The sequence below is a fragment of the Candidatus Lariskella endosymbiont of Hedychridium roseum genome, assembly GCF_964020185.1.
GTDB lineage: Bacteria > Pseudomonadota > Alphaproteobacteria > Rickettsiales > Midichloriaceae > Lariskella.
The window spans coordinates 506,339-532,126 of sequence record NZ_OZ026538.1; the positions used below are offsets into that span (position 1 = coordinate 506,339).

At 36.4% G+C, this 25,788-nt stretch carries 20 protein-coding genes, 1 tRNA gene and 1 pseudogene; 8 read left to right on the plus strand and 14 right to left on the minus strand.

The window, feature by feature from the left end:
* Positions 1-91: 91 nt before the first annotated feature.
* Positions 92-361 (minus strand): HK97 family phage prohead protease, encoded by a 270-nt coding sequence (locus AACK98_RS02540; protein WP_339042058.1) that lies wholly within the window; start codon positions 359-361, stop codon positions 92-94.
* Positions 362-430: 69 nt separating this feature from the next.
* Between AACK98_RS02540 and AACK98_RS02545 the strand changes: the two genes are divergently transcribed.
* From AACK98_RS02545 to sdhA, 4 genes are all read left to right on the plus strand, one after another.
* A complete protein-coding gene (locus AACK98_RS02545; protein WP_339042060.1) occupies positions 431-835 on the plus strand; it encodes an EVE domain-containing protein in 405 nt (134 codons plus the stop codon).
* A gap of 627 nt (positions 836-1,462) precedes the next feature.
* Positions 1,463-1,891 carry a succinate dehydrogenase, cytochrome b556 subunit gene (sdhC, locus tag AACK98_RS02550; protein ID WP_339042062.1) on the plus strand — a complete coding sequence of 143 codons (429 nt, stop codon included), beginning with the start codon at positions 1,463-1,465 and terminating at the stop codon, positions 1,889-1,891.
* Complete coding sequence (sdhD, locus tag AACK98_RS02555; protein ID WP_339042064.1) at positions 1,881-2,267, plus strand: succinate dehydrogenase, hydrophobic membrane anchor protein; 387 nt, start codon at positions 1,881-1,883, stop codon at positions 2,265-2,267. Before sdhC ends, sdhD begins: the two co-directional genes overlap by 11 nt.
* A 61-nt stretch (positions 2,268-2,328) precedes the next feature.
* The gene (gene sdhA, locus AACK98_RS02560) at positions 2,329-4,122 is read left to right on the plus strand and encodes a succinate dehydrogenase flavoprotein subunit (protein ID WP_339042065.1); all 1,794 of its coding nucleotides are present in this window, start codon (positions 2,329-2,331) and stop codon (positions 4,120-4,122) included.
* A 185-nt stretch (positions 4,123-4,307) separates the two neighbouring features.
* Here sdhA and tsaD read toward each other — a convergent pair whose 3' ends face one another.
* Positions 4,308-5,318 carry a tRNA (adenosine(37)-N6)-threonylcarbamoyltransferase complex transferase subunit TsaD gene (gene tsaD / locus AACK98_RS02565; protein WP_339042547.1) on the minus strand — a complete coding sequence of 337 codons (1,011 nt, stop codon included), beginning with the start codon at positions 5,316-5,318 and terminating at the stop codon, positions 4,308-4,310.
* A 457-nt stretch (positions 5,319-5,775) separates the two neighbouring features.
* Here tsaD and tnpA point away from each other — a divergent pair.
* The 3 genes and pseudogenes from tnpA to AACK98_RS02580 all read left to right on the plus strand — a co-directional run.
* Positions 5,776-6,177, plus strand: a pseudogene (tnpA, locus tag AACK98_RS02570) (IS200/IS605 family transposase); the annotation flags it as partial.
* A gap of 241 nt (positions 6,178-6,418) precedes the next feature.
* The gene (locus tag AACK98_RS02575) at positions 6,419-6,835 is read left to right on the plus strand and encodes a hypothetical protein (protein WP_339042067.1); all 417 of its coding nucleotides are present in this window, start codon (positions 6,419-6,421) and stop codon (positions 6,833-6,835) included.
* Positions 6,798-7,076 carry an IS1 family transposase gene (locus AACK98_RS02580; RefSeq protein ID WP_339040346.1) on the plus strand — a complete coding sequence of 93 codons (279 nt, stop codon included), beginning with the start codon at positions 6,798-6,800 and terminating at the stop codon, positions 7,074-7,076. Before AACK98_RS02575 ends, AACK98_RS02580 begins: the two co-directional genes overlap by 38 nt.
* Positions 7,077-7,236: 160 nt before the next feature.
* Here the strand turns inward: AACK98_RS02580 and AACK98_RS02585 are convergent.
* From AACK98_RS02585 to infB, 6 genes are all read right to left on the minus strand, one after another.
* Positions 7,237-7,326: transfer RNA gene (locus tag AACK98_RS02585), tRNA-Ser, on the minus strand.
* A gap of 37 nt (positions 7,327-7,363) precedes the next feature.
* Positions 7,364-10,153: a sodium:solute symporter family transporter gene (locus tag AACK98_RS02590; protein WP_339042069.1), complete on the minus strand. Its 2,790-nt coding sequence runs from the start codon at positions 10,151-10,153 to the stop codon at positions 7,364-7,366.
* A gap of 876 nt (positions 10,154-11,029) precedes the next feature.
* Positions 11,030-11,902, minus strand: a complete 873-nt coding sequence (sucD, locus tag AACK98_RS02595; protein WP_339042071.1) for a succinate--CoA ligase subunit alpha — start codon at positions 11,900-11,902, stop codon at positions 11,030-11,032.
* Between the two features lie 180 nt (positions 11,903-12,082).
* Positions 12,083-13,246 (minus strand): ADP-forming succinate--CoA ligase subunit beta, encoded by a 1,164-nt coding sequence (gene sucC / locus AACK98_RS02600; RefSeq protein WP_339042073.1) that lies wholly within the window; start codon positions 13,244-13,246, stop codon positions 12,083-12,085.
* Positions 13,247-13,942: 696 nt separating this feature from the next.
* Positions 13,943-15,199, minus strand: coding sequence for a lipoprotein-releasing ABC transporter permease subunit (locus AACK98_RS02605; protein ID WP_339042075.1), 1,257 nt, complete (start codon positions 15,197-15,199; stop codon positions 13,943-13,945).
* Between the two features lie 46 nt (positions 15,200-15,245).
* Positions 15,246-17,942, minus strand: a complete 2,697-nt coding sequence (gene infB / locus AACK98_RS02610) for a translation initiation factor IF-2 (RefSeq protein ID WP_339042077.1) — start codon at positions 17,940-17,942, stop codon at positions 15,246-15,248.
* A gap of 419 nt (positions 17,943-18,361) precedes the next feature.
* Between infB and acpS the strand changes: the two genes are divergently transcribed.
* On the plus strand, positions 18,362-18,745 hold the full coding sequence (gene acpS / locus AACK98_RS02615) for a holo-ACP synthase (RefSeq protein WP_339042079.1): 384 nt from the start codon (positions 18,362-18,364) through the stop codon (positions 18,743-18,745).
* 230 nt (positions 18,746-18,975) lie between these two features.
* Here acpS and gltX read toward each other — a convergent pair whose 3' ends face one another.
* The 6 genes from gltX to AACK98_RS02645 all read right to left on the minus strand — a co-directional run bounded on the left by gltX (position 18,976) and on the right by AACK98_RS02645 (position 25,547).
* The gene (gene gltX / locus AACK98_RS02620) at positions 18,976-20,310 is read right to left on the minus strand and encodes a glutamate--tRNA ligase (protein ID WP_410520011.1); all 1,335 of its coding nucleotides are present in this window, start codon (positions 20,308-20,310) and stop codon (positions 18,976-18,978) included.
* 10 nt (positions 20,311-20,320) lie between these two features.
* On the minus strand, positions 20,321-22,126 hold the full coding sequence (locus AACK98_RS02625) for a DUF3857 domain-containing protein (protein WP_339042083.1): 1,806 nt from the start codon (positions 22,124-22,126) through the stop codon (positions 20,321-20,323).
* 708 nt (positions 22,127-22,834) lie between these two features.
* Positions 22,835-24,166 carry a hypothetical protein gene (locus tag AACK98_RS02630; protein ID WP_339042085.1) on the minus strand — a complete coding sequence of 444 codons (1,332 nt, stop codon included), beginning with the start codon at positions 24,164-24,166 and terminating at the stop codon, positions 22,835-22,837.
* 37 nt (positions 24,167-24,203) lie between these two features.
* Positions 24,204-24,575 carry an IS1 family transposase gene (locus AACK98_RS02635; RefSeq protein ID WP_339042549.1) on the minus strand — a complete coding sequence of 124 codons (372 nt, stop codon included), beginning with the start codon at positions 24,573-24,575 and terminating at the stop codon, positions 24,204-24,206.
* A complete protein-coding gene (locus AACK98_RS02640; protein WP_339040305.1) occupies positions 24,479-24,862 on the minus strand; it encodes a hypothetical protein in 384 nt (127 codons plus the stop codon). Before AACK98_RS02640 ends, AACK98_RS02635 begins: the two co-directional genes overlap by 97 nt.
* 106 nt (positions 24,863-24,968) lie before the next feature.
* The gene (locus tag AACK98_RS02645) at positions 24,969-25,547 is read right to left on the minus strand and encodes a DUF3857 domain-containing protein (RefSeq protein WP_339042087.1); all 579 of its coding nucleotides are present in this window, start codon (positions 25,545-25,547) and stop codon (positions 24,969-24,971) included.
* Between the last annotated feature and the right edge of the window lie 241 nt (positions 25,548-25,788).

Genomic DNA, 25,788 nt, shown 5'->3' on the forward strand with positions numbered 1-25,788 from the left:
AACTGTGATTTTGATTGTCACTAAAACATAAAAACACTCACGTGGATCATTGTTTGGTGACGTTTTGCAAAAATCTACTCTATAAGAATTTCTACCTCAGAATGAGGTTATGCAAGAGGTCTAATGTATCGTGTTGCCAAAGTAGTCGTATTTTCTCTGGATATTTGAGGTTGTCTCTAAATGCTCCTGGCATGACTAAATCATTTGTATTGTCTTTGACATTGAATACACTTGCGTATCCTGAAAATCTTCCTTCATCATCAATGGCTTTGGATTGTTCATTTATTTTATTTGCTTGTTTAATAAGAGTTTTATTATCATATTGGATTGATTCTCCGTATGTTGTATATGTATGTTTCATACAGAAGTTTGCGTTATTATTTGAGTTTTGCGAGCTTATCAGAAAATCTTTCATAAATTTACACTTTATATGCAATATTGGCTTTTAAAATCAGAACCTGCGTGTTATTCTTGGCTTGATATACAATCTGACAAAACCACGGTTTGGGATGGTGTTAGAAATTTTCAAGCAAGAAATTTTATGAAACAGATGCAAATTGGAGATTTATGTCTTTTTTACGAGTCTAGTCCAACAAAAGCTATTATGGGAGTGCTTGAAGTGATAAAAACATATTATCAAGACAAAAATGATGAGAATTTTGTTGTAGTAGATGTGCAATATGTTAAATCTCTCAGAAAACAAGTGAGGTTAGAGCAGATAAAAAAAGATTGTGAGATCGAAGGATTGATACTGACAACGCAGCCGAGACTCTCTGTTATGCCTGTTTCTGAGTTGAATTGGAAGCGAATAATTGAGCTGTCAGAAGTGTTTTAGGTAAGTGTAAGTAGTATAATCATCATATTTTTCAAAATTGGCGCTTTTAAAATGCTCTTTATATAGTATATCAGTCAAAAATTGATTTGCTGCGCAAATAAATTTTGCGGAAAATGAAATGTATAAAAATAAGCCTAAAGATGCAGTCCTGCGCTAATTTTCTGATATATAATTTGTTCGATATTTGCAAATACTACTTAAGTATAGTCGGGAATGCCACTTGCGCATACCTTTATGGCCTGATTTTCAAGTATTACTTCGTTAATTTATTCGCAAATATATATAATATTTAACTCAGAAATTAACTGGTATTCTAAAAAATCCTCGCGCGTGCATTTACTTAAGGCGGTGCTTAGCAAAATCCATAAGGTTTTTGGCAATTTTACCATTTTTTCTGCTGGATTTTTGTGCGCCATAGTTGCTTGTAACCCAGACAAACCCTGCGCTTCTTAGAGCTATGGCGCATGCGACTAAGGAATATAGAACATTATTGCTTGCGCTTTCTTATTGAAAAACATATCCTGTCATGTGTGGCTTGCTCTTTGAGGTTAGTACGGTTTGAAAAGAGTATCGTATCCCTTGCATTCTGGCCTCATATTACATGTAAAATGAATATCTGTTTGCAGTATGAAAAACGAAGAATCTAGGCCTATTTCTCCGCACCTTAGCATATATAAACCACAAATAACATCTGTTATGTCGATATCGCATAGGATAACGGGTGTGGCATTGTTCTTTGGTATGTTATTTCTTTTATGGTTTTCAATACTGGTTGTGTATTCTGTGGAAGCTTTGCATGGCTTTATGGTTAGAGGTATACCGAATACTTTTATGCTGAAAATGTCTCCATGTCTTGCGATAGTTATGGGGAGTATGTTTTTCAAGTGTGTCTTAGTTGTGCTTTCCTATTGTCTATTTTTTCACATGTGTGCTGGAGTGAGATATCTATTTTGGAGTTGTGGAAAAGGGTTTTCACTTTCTGCTGTAAATTGCTCAGCTTGGTTAATCTTGTCGTTGTCGCTTTTGATGACGATAGTTCTTTGGTATGTTGTTTAGGTTAACAATTGTAAGACGTATTGATGATATGAAAGGGACAGGACATTATATAGCGCAACGTGTAACAGCAATTGGCCTTGTGCCATGCGCGCTTTGGCTTGTGTTTTTTATTGTGAAGCTTTCTAGTGCTGGTAATATTCGAGAGGTAGGTAATCTTATTTTATCTCCTTGGAATGGAACGTTTTTATTGTTATTCCTAACATTAGGCTTGTATCACGCAAAGTTGGGGATATCAATTATAATAGATGATTATGTTCATCTTCCATGTCTAAAAAAGTTTTTACGCATTTGTTTGACTTTTGTGTGCCTTATTTCATTTATTGCTGCAATAGTGACGTTGATATACTTGCATTTTATAATAATGCGAAGTATTTAGGTGCGTTCATTCCGCCATTTGTATTCGTTTATATTTTGTTTTGTGTATTTTAGAGGAATAAATGTCTTCTTATCAGATATTTGATCATGAATATGATGTTGTAGTTGTTGGTGCAGGTGGTGCAGGTCTTCGCGCAACGCTCGGTATGGCTGAGAAAGGTATGAAGACAGCATGTATTACGAAAGTTTTTCCTACTCGCAGTCACACGGTAGCTGCACAAGGCGGGATTAGTGCTGCTCTTGGCAATATGGGAGAAGATGATTGGAGGTGGCATATGTATGACACCGTCAAAGGTTCAGATTGGCTAGGCGATCAGGATGCAATAGAATATATGTGCAGGCATGCAAAAGACTCTGTTATAGAGCTGGAGCGTTATGGTGTCCCGTTTTCAAGAACCTCAGATGGTAAAATATACCAGAGGCCATTTGGTGGTATGACAACGCATTTTGGAGAAGGTAAAGCAGCTCAAAGAACTTGTGCTGCAGCTGACCGAACTGGTCATGCTATACTCCACACGCTTTATCAACAGTGCCTTAGATTAGATGCAAAGTTCTTTATCGAGTACTTCTCTCTAGATTTAGTAATGGATGATGAGGGGTCTTGTAGGGGAATCACAGCTTACTCTTTAGAAGATGGTACGCTGCATAGATTCAAAGCTCACATTGTGGTGCTTGCAACAGGTGGGTACGGCAGAGCATATTTTTCAGCAACATCTGCACATACCTGCACGGGGGATGGTAATGGTATGGTTTTAAAAGCTGGTCTTTCTCTTCAGGATATGGAATTTGTACAATTTCATCCAACTGGAATATATGGCGCTGGATGTCTGATAACTGAGGGAGTGCGCGGTGAGGGTGGTTACTTGATTAACTCAGAAGGTGAGCGTTTTATGGAACGCTATGCTCCAAGTGCAAAAGATTTGGCCTCTCGTGATGTTGTGAGTAGAGCTATGACAATAGAGATAAGAGAGGGGAGAGGGTGTGGGCCTAAGGCAGATCATGTACATCTTGTCCTATCACATCTTGATCAAAAGACCATACATGAAAGGCTGCCTGGAATATCTGAAAGCGCGAGAATATTTGCAGGTGTCGATGTGACTAGATCTCCAATCCCCGTTATCCCAACTGTACACTACAACATGGGTGGTATTCCAACAAATTACCATGGTGAAGTTGTTCAGAAAGCAGCAGATGGTTCGATGAAATGTGTTAAGGGGCTGATGGCAATAGGGGAGGCAGCATGTGTTTCTGTGCATGGTGCAAATAGACTTGGCTCTAATTCATTATTAGATTTGATAGTCTTTGGAAGGGCTGCTGCCATTAGAGCTGCTGAACTTTTGAGTAATTGTAAGTCTCATGCTCCACTTCCTGGATCTGTTTGGGAGGAAAGTTTTACAAGGTTTGATTGTATAAGAAATGCAAGTGGTGCAATGCCCGCTGCAAAAATTCGTGCAGAAATGCAAAGCGCTATGCAAGCCCATGCTAGTGTTTTTAGGACACATGATGTGCTTCTTGAAGGTGTACAAAAAGTTACTGAGATTTTCAAGTCATATGCTGATATTTCAATTCAAGATAGAACGATGGTTTGGAACAGTGATTTGGTAGAAGCACTTGAGCTCGATAATTTGAGATTGCAAGCTCTTGCTACTATCAGTTCTGCGCTAAATAGGAAAGAAAGCCGTGGCGCACATGCAAGGGAAGATTTTCCTGAGCGTGATGACAAGAATTGGCTAAAGCATACTTTAACTAGTGTGGATTTAGAAAATGCAAAGACTTCTATAGACTATAGGGCAGTGCATTTGGAAACACTGACTGGTGAAGTCCCATCAATTCCTCCAAAGAAAAGAGTGTACTAGTCTATCCATCAAAAATTAATTATCAAAAATTAATTTGCTGCACAAATCAATTTTTGGCGCGCGTACGACAAAAAAATCACAATAAATTGACGCAAATATCATCGGCTGAGTAATAAAATACACAATATAAAGTTATATCAATGCATTGCAAAAGCTAAAATACATACTTTTGGCGGATGGACTTATTAGAGTGACCACTTTGATCTTGGTATAGCATCAAGATTATCGTGCATTCCTAATTTTAACCTTTCAATTCCACCCCAAGCTATCATGGCAGCGTTATCTGTACATAAGTGAATAGGTGGGGAATGTAATGCAAAACCATGGCTTTGGCAAAAATTCTCTAATTTTGAATATATATATCTATTAGCAGCAACTCCACCTGCTATGACTACATCTTTTGAATTAGGGTAAAGTGAGCTGAAAATTTCGATTGCAACATCTAGTTTTTTAGCCAATATTTCTGAAATTGTATGCTGTAAGGAGGCACACATATTTGCAACATCTTTTTGATTATTGAGGTCTAACTTTAGTATTACATGACGGGCTGCAGTTTTAAGTCCAGAAAATGAAAAATCGCACGTGCGATAAGAACAGAGTGGCATTGTAAGACGAAATGAATGTGGATCACCTGTCTTGGCAATTTTTTCAATAATTGGGCCGCCTGGATATCCGAGCCCTAACATTTTTGATATTTTATCGAAAGCTTCGCCAACAGCGTCATCTTTAGTTTGTCCCAGCTTTTTATAAGTACCAATGCCTTCTACTATTAAAATTTGGCAGTGTCCACCAGAAAGCATCATCAATAGATATGGAAACTGTATGTCCTCAAGCAGCCTAATCGAAAGAGCATGTCCTTCTAAGTGATTCATAGCAATTAGAGGTTTTTTTATTGCAGATGCAATGCCCTTTGCAAACATAAGGCCAACTATTACACCTCCTATTAGTCCTGGGCCTGCAGTTGCGGCTACACCATCTAATTTATCAAGAGGGATGCAAGATTCATTTAGTGCTCTAATCATAAGCTCTGGCAACATCTTCATATGACTACGTGCTGCAATTTCTGGAACTACACCACCGAAATTTATATGTTCCTCGATTTGCGAGAAAAGTTGGTTGCTGATTATATTCCGATTTGAGTCAACTATTGCAACTGCACTATCATCACAGCTGCTCTCGATTCCAAGAACTATCATATAATAAACTTCTAATACATTTGAATTAGTACTAAATGTATCACTACAAATTGACATGCTAATAAATTTGTAAACGATAAGATGTCTATAAGCGTGTTTGAACCTTGAGTTTTCAAAGATAATACAATAGTAAAATTGTTTTAGTAGATTAAAAAACTAGTAAGCTACTCATTGGATACTCATAATACTTTTCAAAATTGATGTTATCAATTCTTGCGGATAAGTTAAATGTACAAAAATTAGCTTGTAGATCTGCCCTACGCGAATTTTCGGATATATTAATGGCCATATGCTGTAAATGCTACTTTCACAAAATCTGTAAGTTTTTTGAGTCTTTTATGTAGTTATATGTGATATGGTTAAGACCCTCGCCTTTAGGCGAACACTTTAGTATTAGTTATCTAGGAAATGTGCTAAGGGAGGACGAATGGAATATAGGAGATGATCCCACAGCCTATATGACCTAAAGTATCATATAGTATTTTGTACTAAGTATAGGTATAGAGTTTTAACTGGGCAAGTTGCGATTAGAACTAGGGAAGTAATCCGAGAAATATGTGCTGCTAATTACATAAATATAATTAGTGGCAGTATGAGTCCTGATCACGTACATATATTAGCATTGGTTCCGCCTAGTATATCAATATCTAAAGCTGTGCAATATATTAAAGGTATAAGTAGTCGTAAGTTGCTACAGGAATTTGCACTGCTCCGTAAGCGGTATTGTGGACAACATCTTTGGGCCAGAGGGTATTTTGTTGTGACAGTTGGCAATGTGAATTCAGAAGAAGTGCAAAAATATATAGAACAGCATGAGGAACATCACAAAAAAGATGATTTTAGAATATCAGAGTTTTAGCGTTTACGCTTTTAATCTGCTTTGCAAGCGTTATACAAACTACCGCGCTTTAGCCGGTAGTAATTGATAACATTTCCTTACGGATTAAAAACACTATTTTGATACTCTAAACATTATGAGAGTTTTCACAATTAGATAGAAGTATGATATGATCACTTTTTTAAAAACTAAAGAGTGGTTTTATGGTTTGTTGTAAGGGATGTTGCTCTGATATCTTTGTAAAGAATGGCATTGTGAGGGGGTGTACAGCGTTATAAGTGCAGATCATGTTCTAAATTTTGTTGAGGGCGATCTGGGCAAGAAGCCTCAAACAGCTGTTAAGAAAGCATTATGCGTTATGCTATATAGTCTTGGTAATGGCTCTTTTTCTATGTTAGGCAAGATATTAGGGCATTCGCCGTCCATAATTTATCGCTGGGTAGTAGAGGCGATGGGCAAGACTCAGGAGCCAGTTGTCTCTTCGGATATTATGGAGATGGAATTCGACGAGATGTGGCATTTTATTGGTTCAAAAAAAACAAGCTTTGGATCATTAAGGCAGTTGATCGTAGTACAAGGAGAACATTTGCCTGGGTTACAGGCAATCGTGATACTGCAACATTCCAAAAGCTCTACAAAAAGTGAGTCATCTGAAAGAATGTCATTTTTATACGGATGATTGGGATGCTTTTTCTAAAATTTTACCCAAAGAGCGTCATACAATTGGAAAGTCTGGCACAGTATGTATCGAGAGAGATAATAGCAACACGCGACATCATTTATGCCGAATGACACGGCGCACTAAAATCGTTTCTAAAAAAGAGTCAATGGTATACGGATCCATCAAGCTTTGGTGCGCTCTTACTATTACACAAATATTCAAACAATATCAAGAACAGCTCTTATCTATCTTTATGTGAAAACTCTCAACATTATTTTATGCCGCTTCTGAGATTTTTGGCGCGCGTACTACTTAAAATGCTCATTATGTATTTTATATACACATGCGCATACCTATTCTTCTTAACACAAGTGTATGGCAGATTTTTTATAGTACAAAGGGAAAACAAACATTATATATGGCGGAAGAAAAGGGATTTGAACCCTTGATACCCTTGCAGGTAAACACGCTTTCCAGGCGTGCGCCTTAAACCACTCGGCCATTCTTCCAACAGTTAGCTTGAACCAATGGAATTATATAAAATTACTACACAGAAGGCAACTTAATTACAAATTCTGTAAATACATTTTGTTCAGAAATGCATTCTATAGAACCACCCATGTTAGATATCAGTATTTCACAGAAGGCCAGGCCTATACCATTACCTGCAGCGTTGCCGCTATAAAAAGGCTGAAATAATTTGTATAGCATCTCAGGTTTAATTCCGTAGCCGTCGTCTTGAAAATGCAGAGAATTGTCTGTGATCCATATCTTAATGGTTGCATGATCTCCTGCGTATTTCAGAGCATTTGTCATTAAATTGTTAAAGACTTGTTTAATATACTGTTTTGGACCACAAAAGTAAAAGTCGTTTGCTTTATCAAAGATAATCCTATTTCGCTGTGCCTTGCTAAGCGAGTATGTAATTATATAATCATCAAGTGCACTATTTATAGTTTCTCGCATTGAGTGCACTTTATCATTTTGCGCTACCTTATGTTTGAGTAACAGTAGAAGAAGTTCAACAACTTTTTGTCCTTCTCTTGAAGTGTTTACAAGATTCTTTGGCAAAAAATCAAATAAAATATGGAAATCTCTTTCATCAAATGCACAGTGATATTCTACACCTTTTTCAGATTCAACTTTTTGAGCTCTGATTTTAAAATCTGCTGTTACAATATCCAAAGTCTCAGCAAGCATCTGTATTGCAGCCAGTGGTGTTTTCACTTCATGAGCAATCGCGCCTCCAAATATTTCCATTTGTGTTACTTTGTGAGCAGCAGCCTTTTCTTTTCCTCTTATAAACACTATGATTATAAGCATCAAAAATGCGTACAAATATCCTATGAGATATATGTCATGTGATGGAAGGTTGCTTGTGATCTGGTTTGGGCTGATTACATAAAAGCAGACATAACCTAGAGCAACTCCTATTGAGGTTAAAACTACAAAGCTTAGAGAATCAACTAGAAGTCCAAGAAGAATTACAGAAAGTACTGTATTGAGTAACCAAAACTCATCCATTTCAGTTACAAAAAAAGTGTAAGTTGCGACAAATGGAAGGCAAAACAGAAGAGATATATACCAATAAAATGCGAAAAATTTCTTCTTAATGTTGTGAGGCCAGTAATCTGCAAATATTAAGCCTACACATAAGAATATTGCAATAGTTCTGAAGTATACTAATGCATTATCTGGGTCGTTAAATTTGATATTAGTAATAAAAAATGGAATCAGATAATGAAAAATAACAAAAATACTAAAAGTATAATTTCTTATCTCATTACGTTTTATACGATTTCTTACTATATCCAGTACTATGCGAAAGTTGCTTAGGTAAAATAGCGATGACATAAACAAATTTCTAGATAGTGTGCTGTAAAATTTCATCACTTCTACAAAGTTAGGATGAGAGTTACTTAGCTCAGCATCTTCGAGAGTTTGTCTCAAAAGCCCTGTGTGCAACTGCAGGTAATGTGATCCAAATAACCCTATTGCGCTACCAACTAATCCTCCTATAAAACTGATTAAATCAAAGTCCTGCCTGAAGTAAGCAATAGATGACGTAGAAATGACTGCAAATATTGCGGAGGCTATATATGATACGTAGTTTGTTTTGAGAATCAAGAATCCTGCTATTAGCGGGACTAAAACCAGAGGTTCCCAAAAATTACCAGCTATCCAATCAAGTTCTACCAATCCCTTCCCATAGAGAGCAAGATGTATAGCAATACAACCAATCAAGACTGTTGTTGTTCTTGCAACAAGTAATTCTTGAGCATCGCTTAAATTTGGAAATAAATGCTTGATTATATCATGAGCCGTCAGTACACCTGAGTAATTCAGCCATGAATCTGCAGTTGACATCAAAATCGCGAGCAGTGCAACGACCAATAAGCCTTTTAAACCTGGTGAGAAATAATTGTCTATAAAATAGATAAATGCAGTGTCAGATGCGATATCAGGTGCTTTTATTTGTATTAGGAACCCTGTAATACATAAGACACCTAAAAATGGAAAGTTGACAAGTGCAACTATCTTCAGTACCCTGCTTAGCTGTTTCCTGCCAGATGCCATAAGAAAACGTTGTATAAAAGCCCCACCTACATCTGGTACTAAGCCGTATATTATAAGGCTAACAAAAAAAATAAGGTTTTGTTCAGAAGATAAATTAAGCTCTAAATGCTGTGGTGGAATTTTATCTATAATGTTTGAATAGCCGCCAAGATCATGGTATAGAAACGAGCATGCAATTGGTACTGCAATCGTAAAGATTGCAAATTGTAATACGTCTGTTAGTACAATAGCTCTGACACCACCAAAAGCGGAGTATAATATTGTTACCATCATGCCGATTATAACGGAATAGTGTAGTGCGATGCCAGAGAAATAATTGAGAATTTGACCAATTGCTAGTGCTTGAATTGATGTTGCAACTATTGCAACAATTAGAGCTGTACAATTAGTAACCCATTTGCCAACATGACCATAAAGTTTTTCCATTATATCGCTGATTGTAATACAATCATGGAATTTCTCTATGTTGACTGCAAAAATACGAATAGTAATTAGCCAAAACAGCGGTGCAAACATTCTAGGTACAGCAAATAAGAGGCCAATACTATATACTTTATCTACTGTCCCTATTGTATAGGCTGCTCCAGCGAAAGTTGCAAAGATTGCAGAAACCATCAGCACATCGTGAAAAGAGCCCTTTCCAACGGCATATTCCCTGATGTTTAATACTGCTCTAGATTTATAAAGCCCAAGAATCAAGCATACAGCAAGATACAGCACTATTATTACAATATCGGCTGTATGTAATCCCTTAATCATAGTTTGAAAATTTATAAATGGTATTTTATACAGTTTTTAATAAAATAACTCTAAGTCTGACTATGTTAGTATTAAAAGTAAAGCGTAGCATGCCCTGCGTAACATTAAAGAATAGACTCTTTTGATTAGTTTTTCGAGCATTTTTAATAACATTGTAATGTGTTGTTAATTTATTTTTATCTTGCATACGCAATACCCCATATAACAACGATGCAACCTATGTGTGTTATACAAAAGTGCTGTATACTCGTCATGCTTTTCAAAATTGGCGCTTTGTGAGAATGCTTCTTATGTATTTCGTTAAACGTATTGCGCCTAAATTCTTCCTAGCTATTTTTGAAGTCTCATGAAATACCAACTCTTCATTTTACCTGTGATATGGTGCTGCCGGCAAAGTCACTTGTGCAGACTTTTTTGGGCCTGATTTTCCATATTATACTAGCTCTCCCAAATAACAGAACACTTTAGCTTCGTCTTTTCTTTAAAATTTAAATGTGCTTATGGCAGCTTTACTTCTAGTACAGCTAAACTCAAATCTCATCTGAATTTTTCTAAAAAATACGCAGCAAATATATGCTGTTATTTAAGGAGTTGGTTATTACTTCATTAATTCCTTCGCAAATGTATAAAAGTATTTGATTCAGAAATTAACTTTGTACACTAAAAAATTATGCCGTCAAAATCCACGCGCGTGCATTTATGAAGGTGGTTCAATATACCTTTCTTGAATAAATAGAGCTTGATAAGCTCAAGTGCAATTAGCGCTTCAAATTCCCAAAATTACGTATTTTTAGCACTATTTTAAAGTTAGAAAGTAACGTATATTTTGAGAAAAGAAGCTACAGCTTATTACATCAAGTATGTTATCTACCGATATTACTTTAACAATTCAGACATAGTTTTGCCTATTAAGCCTGGAGAATCAGCGACTTTGATTCCAGCACTTTTTAATGCTTCTATCTTGCTTTCTGCCGTATCATCTCCTCCTGATACAATGGCGCCAGCATGTCCCATTCTTCTGCCGGGAGGAGCTGTTCTTCCGGCTACAAACCCAACAGTTGGTTTTTTAATCTTATGATTTTTTATGAAATGCGCAGCATCAGCTTCTGCACTCCCACCGATCTCTCCTATCATAACTATAGCTTGTGTTTCTGCATCATTTAAAAACATCTCTATGACGTCGATAAAATTTGTTCCGTTGAGTGGATCTCCACCTATTCCAACACAAGTAGTCTGACCTAAACCTTCTGCAGTTGTTTGAGCGACAGCTTCATAAGTTAATGTACCAGACCTTGAAACGATACCCACGACTCCTTTCTTATGTATATACCATGGCATGATTCCTATTTTACATTCACCAACTGTTATAACACCAGGACAGTTTGGACCAACTAGGCGTGTTTTTGATCTTAGAAGTGCTCGCTTCACTTTCAGCATATCAAGCACAGGAATACCTTCTGTAATACAAACTACTAACGGAATCTCCGCATCTATCGCTTCAAGTATAGCATCGGCTGCAAATGGCGCAGGAACGTATATAACTGATGCATCAGCACCAGTCTTCGCTTTTGCATCGTAAACTGTATCAAAGACAGGTAAATTCAGGTGCATTGTCCCACCTTTACCAGGCGTCACACCTCCTACCATACGCGTTCCGTATTCGATAGCTTGCTCTGAGTGAAAAGTACCGTTACGGCCTGTGAACCCTTGGCATATGACCTTTGTATGGGCGTTAACAAGTATTGACATAAATCTCCTTATGATCTGTTTTGCATTAGACCTCTTGCATAACCTGTTCCAAACTGTGATTTGATTGTCACTAAAACATAAAAACACTCACGTGGATCATTGTTTGGTGACGTTTTGCAAAAATCTACTCTATAAGAATTTCTACCTCAGAATGAGGTTATGCAAGAGGTCTATTGCGTGTTATTTTATAGCATTGACTATTTTCTGTGTTGCATCAGATAAGTTCTCTGCTGCTTGGATATTACCAATGCCAGCTTTTTCGATCACTTCTCTTCCAGCATCTGCATTCGTTCCTTCAAGCCTTACAACTACTGGGACAGTAACTTTGCAATCCTTCATTGCTTGTATTACGCCGTTTGCGACGATATCACATTTAACGATGCCACCAAATATGTTTATAAGAATCCCATGTACTCCACTATCTGATACAATGATATCAAATGCTGAGCGTACTCTTTCTGTATCTGCGCCTCCTCCAATATCTAGAAAGTTTGCCGGAGACCCTCCAAACAGCTTGATTATATCCATAGTCGCCATCGCAAGACCAGCGCCATTTACCATACAACCTATATTTCCTTCCATGCGGACGTAGTTAAGATCGCTCGACTCAGCTCTTGCCTCAAGCGGATCTTTCTCATCTATATCGTCTAATGCTGCTATATCTTTATGTCTAAATAGTGCGCTAGAATCAAAGTTAAATTTTGCATCAAGTGCGATGAAGTCACCAGCTTTTGAAACAATAAGCGGATTTATTTCAACTTGACTTGCATCATTTTCTAAAAAAGCATTATAAAGCGGTCTTAGCACAGATGCAAATTTATTCGCAGTTGCAACATCAAATCCAGCGCCAAAAGCTAGCTTCCTAATATGGAAATCTTGCAGTCCTATAGCAGGATCAACGTGCACCTTAATAATCTTATCTGGAGTTTTATGTGCTACCTCCTCTATATCAATCCCTCCTTCCAAAGAAAATATTATTGCGATGGATGCGCTATTACGATCTAAGACCAAAGAAAGATAATATTCTTTATCTATCTCAGAGGCGGATTCTATGTATATCTTCCTGACAAGCTTACCCTCTTTCCCAGTTTGTTTTGTGACAAGACGCATGCCAAGTATCTGACTTGCTAAAGAATGTACCTCATCAATGCTTTTTGCAAGTTTTATGCCACCAGCTTTTCCTCTGCCGCCTGCATGTACCTGTGCTTTAACTACCCAGGCATTACCCTGTAAGTTTTTTGCGACATCAACTGCAGCATCAGCGCTTAGCGCAAGCCCTCCACTTGGAACATTAATGTTGTACTTTTTAAGTATCTCTTTTGCTTGATATTCGTGTATATCCATTTTTACCTCATTTCGGTCATGATCAATAAAACAGCCTATAATTTTAAGATAGCGCGTTTTACACACATTCACATTATAACTATTTATAACAAGAATATTTTGTAATATGTAATGCTATTTATATTCACGCAAAATTTCGTCGTATCAGTAGTTATACTATGCGCAACAAAAAATAAATTTTAGAAGTATATCTTTAAAACAACATGATCAATGTTTTAAAAATTTCATACTTCTAAAAAATATTTTTGAAACGCTTTGTGAAGTTTCGGCATTTATAGCGTGAATCAAAAAACTACAATTTTGTTGGGGACATAATTAGTAATAAATCAATATAATTCAAGTAATACTTAAGAGTTAAATATCCACAGATATATGAAGAGTTAGTATTTATTAAAGAAACATTTTGATGACACCAATTTTTGAAGTGTGACGAGTATACTATCAATATATTCTAATTTCAGTAAAAATCATAGTAAAAATATGGCTCTGTGCTCAAGTAAATGCAAGCGCATGAATTTTAATAGTACGATTTTTTAGAGTACCAGTTAATTTCTGAATCAAATACTTTTATATATTTGCGAAGAAATTAACGAAGTAATATAGAGAATCAGGATAGAAAGGTCTATACAATTATTTTGCCTGCAGTGCCTGAAATTAAGAAGCACAAATAGTGACAATAATCATGAAATACCAATCTTAGCTACTAGATCTAAATATTACGACTGGAGAGAGTTTTGATGCTTTTATAGCAGGATAAATTGTGGCAACAAGTGATAGAAATACTGAAATTAAGAAAATAAACATTACATTTACAAAGGAGAGTTCTGACGGAAGACTAGTTAGAAAGTATATTACAGGGTCAAACAATGTAATGCCTGTTAAAGATTCAAGAAATTCTCTGATTTTTTCAATATTGATCGCAAAAAGCACTCCCAAAATGCAGCCAATTATAGTTCCTGTAATTCCTATTATAGAGCCGCATAACATAAATATCTTTACTATTGAAGATTGATCCATCCCTATTGTTTTAAATATAGCGATTCCTGTTTTTTTATCATTAACTAGCATTGTTAAGCTAGTTATAATATTGAATGCGGCTATAACAACAATGAGGGAAAGTATGAAGAACATAACATTTCTTTCTATACGCAATGCATTCATTAGTGAATCATTTTGCTGTGTCCAATCAACTATTACAAGATCTTTAGAATTACTTTCTAGAACTTGAGATATTGCCTTTTTTATATGCTGCAGATCGGTATGTTTGTGCAATATAACCTCTATACCACTAATTTTTTGGTTGATTCCTAGAAATAACTGAGCAGACTTTAGCGGCATAAATACAATGCTACTATTATACTCACACATACCAAAATCAAAAACCCCAACGATCTTAAAGGTTTTTGCTCTTGGTATAGCACCTATTGCAAGGTTATCAAGTTCAGGCGATATTAGTTTAATGCTATCCCCTTCAGAAACATCAAGTTGTTTAGCAAGTTCTACTCCGATGAGAATGCCTTCTCCACGCCTGTAAGGACTAAATCCTTCACCTAATAAAGAATTTGTCATGATTGGCTTTTGTTCTAAATCCACTCCATCAATTGCGCGGATCACAACTCCGGTTGCATTTCTACCCATAACCATAGCTTGATCAGTGATGATTGGCGCTACAAATTTTATGCCTGGAATATCCTGAATTTGCTGAGATAGTGACTTATCAAATGACATAAGTCTATTGCCTGGTGCCATAATAGTGATATGGCCATTGATGCCTAAAATCCTCTTAATAAGCTCAGTTTCATATCCATTCATTACAGACATTACTATAATTAAAACACTAACACCTATCGCGATTCCAATTAATGAAAGGGTATTGATAACAGAAATAAAACCGTCTTTTTTTTTTGTTAATAAATAGCGGCATGCAATCTGCCACTCAAAATTTTTTATCATTACATTGGAAAGATAAATAGTTCAATTAAATTTATAAAATTCCTTTTTATAAAGATCTGCTTTCTTCAGTGACTAAGAAAACCTCAAGTTTATCACCGCTCTTTATATCATCATATCTATCAAGCGCAAGTCCGCACTCAAATCCGCTTTTTACCTCTTTGACATCGTCTTTAAAGCGTTTCAAAGTTTTCAGCGTTCCTTCATGTATAACTATATTATCTCTAATTAATCTTACATTTGCACTGCGTTGTACTACGCCTTCGGTAACATATCCACCAGCTACTTTACCAACTTTAGTTAGATCAAATACTTGACGTACTTCTACATAACCTAATAATTTTTCTTTGACGGTAGGGGCAAGCATGCCAGAAACAGCAGCCTTAATATCATCAATCAAATTATATATTATAGAGTAATATTTAATATCAACGCAGAACTGTTTTGCTAGATTTCTAGCTTGATGGTTCGCTCTAACGTTGAAGCCTAGTATAAGTGCGTTTGATGTTGCAGCGAGTGTTACATCAGATTCATTTACTGCACCTACGCCAGAATGCATTAATCGTATCTTGACTTCATCATTAGAGAATTTCATTAGGCTAGAGACGATTGCTTCTATAGAGCCGTTTACATCTGCTTTGACTATCAGCGGTAATTCTTCTATTTTAGCCTGTTGTACTTTATGGAATAACTGATCCATTGAAGAGTGACCTGCAATGAATTTTTTAGCTCTTTCTCTCTGGATTCTGAAATCAACCAATTCTCTAGCGTGGCGTTCATCTTGAACAACAATAAATTCATCTCCTGCGGATGGTACTTGATTTAGACCGAGCACTTCAACTGGAATAGATGGGCCTGCTTGTTTTAAATGTTCGCCTTTATCATTAATCAGCGCTCGTATTTTACCATACGAATTTCCGACGACTACTATGTTTCCTACCTTCAAAGTGCCTTTTAGAACTAAAAGTGTCGCTAAAGCACCCTTGTTTTTATCCATTTTTGCTTCTACAACAGCTCCAGCTGCAGAGCCTTCTTCTCTTGCTTTCAGAGATAACAGCTCAGCTTGTAGTAATATTGCTTCCTCTAGTTTATCCAGTCCAATCTTATTTCTTGCAGATACCTCAACTATCATAGTATCTCCACCCATCTCTTCTGGAATAAGACCATGAACGAGCATTGCAGATTTTACAGTTTGAACATCAGCTTCTTTTTTGTCGATCTTATTTACTGCGACAATAATTGGAACGTTTGCAGCTTTCGCATGGCTAATTGCCTCAACTGTTTGTTCTTTGATTCCATCATCTGCAGCTACTACAAGTACAACTATATCCGTCACTTTAGCACCGCGCATACGCATTGCGGTAAATGCTTCGTGACCTGGAGTGTCTAAAAACGTGATACTGTGTTTACTTTCCAAAGACACATGATAAGCACCAATATGTTGTGTAATCCCACCAAATTCTCCGGTCACAACGTCTGTACAGCGGAGCGCATCCAAAAGCGAAGTTTTTCCGTGATCAACGTGCCCCATCACTGTAACTATTGGTGCTCTTGGTACAAGAGTGGATTCAAAATCCTCACTTTCTGAGAAAATTGCTCTTTCAAGTTCAGCATTTGTCACGCGTTTTGGTATATGACCAAATTCTGAAACTATTAATTCAGCAGTATCAGCGTCTATTGCTTGATTGATTGTTGCCATTATTCCCAATTTTATCAAAGCTTTGACTAAATCTGCGGCTTTTTCTGCCATTCTATTAGATAATTCCTGTACTGTAATAGCATCGGGAATCATAACCTCGCGAATTACCTTCTCAATAACAACATTTTTCTGTTGTTTAGCAGCTTTGTTTTTTAATTTTCTGAAACGTGCGTGATGTCCTATCGTTATGCCATCAACGTCATCTTCTCTTTCTAATATACGTAAGCTTGCTACAGAAATCTTTTTACTTGCACGTTTAACAGCAACATGTTTTTTGGATGCAGTCGTACTTTCGACATCTTTATCTTTCTCTCTTATGGTTGACAGCTCGGAATCCTTTTTGCTCACAGGTTTCTTGATTTCTATTTGCTCTTTCGTTTGCTTTGCACTCGAAGAGCTTTCATCGGAATGAGATGAGGTTTTAGATTCAACGTTGATATTATTGAGATTTCTAACTTTACCTTTGCTACTAATCATTAGTTTGATGCTATCACTTCTTTTTGAGTCGAAAGCATCTACTATTTTTTTAGCTGGTTCCTCTAAATCGGCAGTTTTTTGTTGTACAGTGCAATCAGCTTCGCTTGACTTATTTATTACATCAGCTTCGCTTTCTTTAGGAAGAGTGTCTTGCTCATGAACATCATTCTTTAAGTCAGACTGCAAGTTTTCACTTAGCTCTACGTTTGTAAATTCTTCAGGTGCAGCAGCAACTTCAGGGTTTTGAGTATCAGATGCTGTTTTAGATTCATGAGGCAAAGCTGATTCGCGTTTTTCCCGTTCTGCTGAAAGCAGAGCATTTATGCGATCTTCTTGTTCACGCTGCGTGAGTGATGTTTTTATAGAATGAGCAGCGACACCACTTCTAGTCCCTTTATTTTTGGTCACAATCATTACTGTGTTGTTATTGCTTTTTCCAGTTTGTACTCTAGAATAAGTCACATCGGTCTTCATACCAAAATTTCGAGAAGCATCTTGACTGGCAAGTCCGAGCTTGCCAGAATGTATACTGAGGGTTTTTTTGTTGTCACTTTTCTTTTCTTGTGTCATGCAATCAAGCCTATTTGGGAAATAACTTAGCGTCTCTACATAGATTTTTAATGGAATGTAGAGCTGCGAAAAAGCCGGAAATCATAAAATTCTCGCGTCCTATTTGTTAAAATTTAACAATGCAAGATATACCTAAGTCAAAAGTATTAATGGAATAAAAACACTAAGACTTGTTATTTCGTTTAGGAAGATCAAGACAGTTAAAAATCTAATATTAAGTCCAGCCAGTGTATATGATACACTAAAAACTTGAAAATGGAAGTTAGATGTGGCCCTAGTTAATCGCATTTTTCCTTATTCTTTATCAAAGCAAGTGCTTAGTTGTGAATAACTACGGCTTTGATTCCAAGCATTTTGATGTGTTAAAGGACTAAAATATTATAGATAACTAAAAATATGCTGCATTTTATGAGGTAGAGGTGCAAATACAGATTGTTGGGATAGGCTGTGACATAGTGAGTATATCGAGAATAGAAGGGTGTATAAAGAGGTTTGGTAGGAGATTTATAAGTAGAATATTTTCAAATTATGAGATAGAGTTTGGACCAAAAATTGAGAATTTGGTGTATTATTCTTATTTTGCAAAAAGATTCGCAGCAAAGGAGGCATGTGCCAAGGCACTTGGTATAGGAATAGGTAAGCTATCATTTAAAGAAATAGAGGTGCGAAAAGATGAAGTTGGTGCGCCATACATCAACATAGAAAGCAGAGTGTGGAGCAACTACAAATTCCACTTATCGCTTTCTGACGAAAATGATATAGCGCTTGCATATGTCATAGCAATTCTATCCGCAAAAAATTGATTCGCTTGCGCAAATAAATTTTTGTAGAGAAGTGAAATGTGCAAAAATTAGCCATTAGAGCTACACTGCGCTAATTTTTGGATATATTAATTGGTCCTATGCTAGCAAACACTACTTTCACAAAATCCGTAAGGTTTTTGCGCTTATTATAACAATTTTCTTACGGATTGAAAACGCTATTTCGACACTCCGAGCAGCATTTTATACCCCTTCCGAGGTTATTGTCTATTTTAAGCAGCAATACCGCTTAGTCTAGCTATGACTTTGTTGCGCCCTAAAAGTGGCAACAGATTTTGCAGCTCCGGTCCATTATCCATTCCTGTTAATGCAAGACGAATCGGCAAAAATAAATCCTTTGAAGCTTTTCCGGTTTCTTGTTTTATGCGTTTTATCCATAAATCCCAAGTGTCATTAGAAAATTCAGACTCAGGTAATAATTCCACAATTGCTGCAGTAAAATCTGAATCTATTATTACAGGTTTTACAACTGCTTTGCATATATCATGCCAAATTTTCACATCTTGAAGCGTCGTAATATTTAACTGAACGCTTTGCCAAAATGTTGCATCAACGTCAAGCATGCCAAGAGTGATAAGCTTATCTTTTACATCATCATATTTTGCAACATGCAGCAGTTTGCGATTTACTCTTTCAAGATCTAGATATTCATAGTTTGCTGCAGATTTTCCGAATTTACCTAGAGAAAATTGATCTATCAACGATTCCATAGTAAATGGGCTTTCTGGCGCCTCTGATGTTCCTAGCTTTGCGAGAAAGCTGTTGATTGCCATAGGATCTATACCTTTTTCTCGTATAGAACGTATGTCAAATCCACCTACACGTTTCGACATTTCTCCTTCTTTGGATTTTAAAAGTGAGATATGTGCAAAATTAGGAGCAAAGGAACCTAAAGCCTCAAACATTTGAGTATGTATTGCACTGTTTGATATGTGATCTTCTCCGCGTACTATATCTGTAATGCCAAATTCTATATCATCTATCACAGATGCTATTGCGTAGGTCATTGTGCCATCTGCTCTAACAAGAATAGGATCACTCAATTTATTTGTATCAAACTCGATTAATCCTCGCACCATATCATGACAGCATATCCTATTGCCTTGCAACAAGAATCTCCAATGTGGTTTAATTCCTGTGCTTTCTAATTTTCCTTTCTCTGACTCTGTCAGATGCAAAGAGGCACGGTCGTATATAGGTGGTAAATTTCTAGAAAGCAGAGTTTTTCTTTTAATCTCTAGTTCTTCTGTGGTTTCATAACATGGGTAAAGTCGCCCAGTTTCTATCAGCTTTTGCTTTGCTTTTTCATACTTTTCAACCCTCTCAGATTGCATAAAGAAAGCATCCCAAGTGATTCCTAACCAGCTCAGATCTTCCTTTATCGCCTCAATATATTCAACTGATGAACGAACGCTATCTGTATCATCTATTCTAAGAATAAATCGTCCACCACTTGATCTAGCATTGAGCCAAGCTATTAGTGCAGTTCTTATATTTCCCACATGCAATAAACCCGTTGGACTTGGCGCAAACCTAGTGACCAGCATAAACAACTACCTACTTTCTATCCTTATATTTACTGTTTTGCTGCTTTAGGATTAAAAAAGCATTTGAGAAAGCATTCAAATAATAATTTTTCAAAGATTGAAATTCCTCTGTTTTTAAGAATTCGTTTGGTATTATCATACGCTTTATCACAAACTTAGTTAGCAGCTCAGTATCGTCGCCATTATACTTGAGGCTGCGACTTAAATCAAACCAATCATTACTAATATTGAAGCTCAAAGCATCAATATTAGGTATAATCATTCCTTTAAATAATGTTCTATGTATTGTGGTTTCTGGCCCTGGCATTAAAACATCAGTTACTCTCTCTTCTGGAGCGTTAAGCAATGCATCAAGTATATCAAAACTTTCTAGTGATATTCCAGGACCAAAATTTGTTTTAGAAAACAAGTTATTTTCATTGAAAGAAAATTTAAATAACAAGTCCTGCACTATCCTTGACTTAAGATCTGGAAGCTCAACATAGTTAATATCCTTTTTATCTAAACTTCTTCCAGCAAATTGCGCAATAACCCTATCTTTTATCTCATCATCAGAAAGGTAGAGAGCAGCTGCTGTATACATTGATGCATCTTCTCCTTGTAGCGATAGCTCAATATCCAAAAGCATACCTGATTCACCAAGCAATTTTGCATCTTGTTTGCTGCAATATATATTACGTTTATAATCTATATAAGGAACACACTCATAGGATGGACTTTTCATATCAAGCACAAGCGCCATCTTTCCAGCTATGTCTTTGAATATACCTTGTGCCATACTAATATCGTTAGTTGGATCTACCCAATATACGCTCCCATCCTTCGCGGTTACTTTCAGAAATGCATGATTAAATGCATCCAGATCAGGAAGTCCTATATAATTTGGATGCATAAAGCCTCTATTGACTAGCGCAGAATTAACCTTGAAACCTAAGCTGCGCAAGATAGCACCAGTACTGGTAGACATATCTTTACAATCACCTATTTGAGAAGAAGCTATTGTTTTAAGATCTCTTGGGAAATATTTTCCTGATATAGAGCGCCAATCTCCCATATATTGGATTTTTTCGCTTAGCAATGATGTGACAGCATTTATCACATCAACGTTATTTTTGAACTTTGCAGCTTTCTTTGCAATATCTTCAAAGATTGTTGGAAGTTTTTGTGATAAGACTTTCTCATAATTAGATACTATTCTGTTGTTTAATGCTCTCCAATCCGACTCACTAGAGATAGAAACAACTATCAGCTTTTCTTCGTTTATGATTCCACCTTGTTCTGATTGTCCAATGATACTTCTGTACACAGGCCTTTTCAAAAATATCTCCAGTTCGTTAAAAGAATCGCTTTTATCTTTCTTAATATCTAGTACATTTTCTGGATCATTAATCTTGATATGCAATGGAATTTTCGAAATAAACTTATGGTTTAAACTATGGAATGGTGTATCAAGTACAATATAGTCAGAAAAATACCCTTCAAGTGGCGCTTTGGATTTTGAAGCAGTCTTCAATTGTATTTCTGCACCTACTTCAACATTTGGGAATGCTATTAGGATTTGCATTTGCTGATCAAATCCATGTGGAGCGCTAGCAAGCGGCTTAAATTCTATACTCTCTTTAGGTACATTATACTCTCGCCCATTTACGATTGTCTTTGCTTCTATTATTTCAATCTCAGTGTCTCCAGCGTTGTAATGATGGTGAAAATTCGCGAACTGTCTTCCTTGTTCTTTGAGAATTTTAAATTTGTTTGTAGATAAGGTAGTGTAGCTTCCATCTTCCGCAATCTCTGTAATTCTAGATGTTGATTGCATAACCGCAGCGTCATCAAGCGATGTAAATCTAGCATAGCAATTACTGCTTAGCGTAGCAAGAAACAGAATTAAGATAAATATCCTATAAGATGCAACATTAGACCTCTTTCGCAACTCTACTTCTGATAACAATTGGCGCGTCAATTTCGTGCTAAGATTCTCATGTATATCAAATACACTCCCGCACTCTGCGCATAAATCCCCTACCATTCCTCTGCCAGAAGCCTGCTTCGAAAAAGATCTATTATATACAGCTTGAACTCTCAGAAAGCTAGCGGCGCAATATTGTAACATTTGAAAAACATGCTTTAGGAAAATATCACATGTTGTAATAAAAAGTTGAGTCACTCGTAAACTCGCGCAAAACAATACCACTTTTGTCATTGCCACTATTCTTCTATAAATATTTGAAAAATCAGAAAAAATTGCATAATTGAAAAGTTGTTATAACATCTAGCTATAACAACTTCAAGCGTCGGATTTTGCTAAAAATATCAATTTTTACAATTGCACGCGCGCCATAAGTCTCGGAGCAAGCATAAAATGCTGCTCAGAGTGTCAAAATAGCGCTTTAAATCCGTAAGCAAATGTTCTAACAAGCACAAAAACTTACGGATTTTGCAAAAGTAGTGTTTTAGGTACTGGACAAATTACATTAGTATGCAGCTTAGTACTAGCGTTAAAGCTTTATTAGAATAAATCTACACTCTATAATGCTATACCACACTGATCCACCATACTACACTGATCTAGGTGGATTTGCGGCTCAACAAGAAGGAAAGAATCTGAAAAATTTTCCAGATAATCATTTCTTAATTCTTGAAACTCTTCTGTTGCTATAAACTCACTTGGTATTATTGCATGCTTCATAACCAGCTTAGTAAGTACTTCTGTGCCGTTGCTGCTGTGGCTTATATTTCGACTTAAATCAAACCAGTCATTGCTAGCATTGAAGTTCAGAGACTCGGTATTAGGCACAACCATTCCTTTTAATAATGTTTTTTGTATTGTTGTCCTCGGAGTCATTAAAATATCTGTGACTCTTTCTTCTGAATTCTTAAATAACTCTTCAAGATCATAAAGATATTCAAGGTTCATTCCCAAGCCAAAATTGGTTTTATAAAATGCATTCGTTGTATTAAAAGAAAATTTAAACAGCAAGTCCTGCACTATCCTTGACTTGAGATCTGGAAGTTCTACATACTTTATATCATTTTTATTCAAACTTTTTCTGCTAAATCTTGTAGTAAGCCCATCTTTTATCACATCATTAGAGAAGTAAAGAGCAGTTGCTGTATATCTTGATGCAGATGCCCCTTGTAGCGAGAGCTCAATATCATAAAGTGCTCTTGACTCGCTAAGTAATGTTATGTTCTTTTCGGTAAAAGATACAGCGTTCTCATAATCTATATAAGAAACACGTTCATATGATGGGCTCTGCGTATCAAGCACAAGCGCCATTTTTCCAGCTGTGTCTTCGAAGGGAGTTTGTGCCATGCTGATATCGTGAGTTGGTTCTATCCAATATACACTTCCATCTTTTGCAGTTACTTTAAGAAAAACATGATTAAAGGCGCCCAAAGATGGGAGTCTTATGTAATTTGGATGTATATCTGAGCCTCTTGCAACTAGTGCAGAATTGACTTTAAAGCCTAAGCTGCGCAAGATTGCTCCTGCACTTGAAGACATATCTTTACAATCACCTATTGTAGAAGAAGCTATTTGTTCTAGATCCCTTGGGAGCCATCCTCCAGATATAGAGCGCAAATCCCCCATATATTGGATTTTTTCACTTAGCAATGATGTGACAGCATTTATCACATCAATGTCATTCTGAAACTTAGCGGCTTGCTTTGCAATCTCCTCAAAAATTGTTGGAAGTTTTTGTGATAAGACTTTCTCATAATGAGGGACTATTCTATCGCTTAGCGTATTCCAATTCTTTTCACTTGAGAGAGAAACAACTATCAGCTTTTCTTCGTTTATGATTCCGCCATTTTCTGATTTTCCTATAAAACTTCTGTATACAGGCTTTTTCAAAGATATATCCAATTCATGAAAGAAATTACGAGAGTTTTCACATAAAGATAGATAAGAGCTGTTCTTGATATTGTTTGAATATTTGTGCAATAGTAAGAGCGCACCAAAGCTTGATGGATTCGTATACCATTGACTCTTTTTTAGAAACGATTTTAGTGCGCCGTGTCATTCGGCATAAATGATGTCGCGTGTTGCTATTATCTCTCTCGATACATACTGTGCCAGACTTTCCAATTGTATGACGCTCTTTGGGTAAAATTTTAGAAAAAGCCTCCCAATCATCTGTATAAAAATGACATTCTTTCAGATGACTCACTTTGTTGTAGAGCTTTTGGAATGTTGCAGTATCACGATTGCCTGTAACCCAGGCAACTGTTCTCCTTGTACTACGATCAACTGCCTTAATGATCCAAAGCTTGTTTTTTTTGAACCAATAAAATGCCACATCTCGTCGAATTCCATCTCCATAATATCCGAAGAGACAACTGGCTCCTGAGTCTTGCCCATCGCCTCTACTACCCAGCGATAAATTATGGACGGCGAATGCCCTAATATCTTGCCTAACATAGAAAAAGAGCCATTACCAAGACTATATAGCATAACGCATAATGCTTTCTTAACAGCTGTTTGAGGCTTCTTGCCCAGATCGCCCTCAACAAAATTTAGAACATGATCTGCACTTATAACGCTGTACACCCCCTCACAATGCCATTCTTTACAAAGATATCAGAGCAACATCCCTTACAACAAACCATAAAACCACTCTTTAGTTTTTAAAAAAGTGATCATATCATACTTCTATCTAATTGTGAAAACTCTCGAAATTACTTTTGCCTGTCGCGATATCTAGTATATTTTCCGGATCATTAACTTTGATATGTAATGGAATCTTTGAGATGAACTTGCTGCTAAAGCTCTGTAGTGGAGAGTTAAGCAACATACCCGTGCTAAAGTAGCCATCAAATATTGATTTGAATTTTTCAACGTCTTTTATGTATATCTCAGCGCCCACCTCAACATTTGGGAATGCGATTAGAACTTGCATTTGCTGATTAAACCCCTTTGGAGCGCTAGCAAGTGGTTTGATTTCTATATTCTCTTTAGGTACATGGTATTCACTACCATTAAATATAGTTTTTGCCTCTATTATTTCAACTTCGCTTCTTCCAGCATTGTAATTAAAGTGAAAATTTGTATAGGTGGCTCTTCCTTGTTCTTTAAGGATTTTAGATTTTATTTCGGATAATACTACACTACTTCCATCTTCTGCAATTGTGGTAATTATTGACGTAGATATTAGCGTTGCTGCATCATCAAATGAAGTAAATCTCGCATAACAAAGGCCATTTAGTGTAGTAAAAAGTAAAATTGGAGCAAGCATATTTAAATCCTTTTATTTAATTATACGTTAATACTTTTGAGTTATTGCATAGTGAATAAGTTTGCAAGTGGTAGATCAAGCCACGCGCAAGTACACAAGCGCCGCCAGTTTTCAAAAACACTTCACTTAACAACGACTTAATTAGCAATAGTGAAGTGCAAGCACATGCCAATACCAAGCATGCGAAACAACATTCGCCGTATGATTGTATCAATTTGCTAATAATTTAGCAAAATAAATT

Excerpts from the sequence above, each read along its gene's own strand:
- sdhA (WP_339042065.1), top strand. The coding sequence starts at position 2,329 with ATGTCTTCTTATCAGATATTTGATCATGAATATGATGTTGTAGTTGTT.
- AACK98_RS02625 (WP_339042083.1), bottom strand. The coding sequence starts at position 22,126 with ATGCAATCAACATCTAGAATTACAGAGATTGCGGAAGATGGAAGCTAC.
- sdhD (WP_339042064.1), top strand. The coding sequence starts at position 1,881 with ATGTTGTTTAGGTTAACAATTGTAAGACGTATTGATGATATGAAAGGG.
- gltX (WP_410520011.1), bottom strand. The coding sequence starts at position 20,310 with ATGCTGGTCACTAGGTTTGCGCCAAGTCCAACGGGTTTATTGCATGTG.
- infB (WP_339042077.1), bottom strand. The coding sequence starts at position 17,942 with ATGACACAAGAAAAGAAAAGTGACAACAAAAAAACCCTCAGTATACAT.
- AACK98_RS02540 (WP_339042058.1), bottom strand. The coding sequence starts at position 361 with ATGAAACATACATATACAACATACGGAGAATCAATCCAATATGATAAT.
- AACK98_RS02605 (WP_339042075.1), bottom strand. The coding sequence starts at position 15,199 with ATGATAAAAAATTTTGAGTGGCAGATTGCATGCCGCTATTTATTAACA.
- sucD (WP_339042071.1), bottom strand. The coding sequence starts at position 11,902 with ATGTCAATACTTGTTAACGCCCATACAAAGGTCATATGCCAAGGGTTC.
- sucC (WP_339042073.1), bottom strand. The coding sequence starts at position 13,246 with ATGGATATACACGAATATCAAGCAAAAGAGATACTTAAAAAGTACAAC.
- tsaD (WP_339042547.1), bottom strand. The coding sequence starts at position 5,318 with ATGATAGTTCTTGGAATCGAGAGCAGCTGTGATGATAGTGCAGTTGCA.
- AACK98_RS02545 (WP_339042060.1), top strand. The coding sequence starts at position 431 with ATGCAATATTGGCTTTTAAAATCAGAACCTGCGTGTTATTCTTGGCTT.
- AACK98_RS02645 (WP_339042087.1), bottom strand. The coding sequence starts at position 25,547 with ATGCTTGCTCCAATTTTACTTTTTACTACACTAAATGGCCTTTGTTAT.
- sdhC (WP_339042062.1), top strand. The coding sequence starts at position 1,463 with ATGAAAAACGAAGAATCTAGGCCTATTTCTCCGCACCTTAGCATATAT.
- AACK98_RS02590 (WP_339042069.1), bottom strand. The coding sequence starts at position 10,153 with ATGATTAAGGGATTACATACAGCCGATATTGTAATAATAGTGCTGTAT.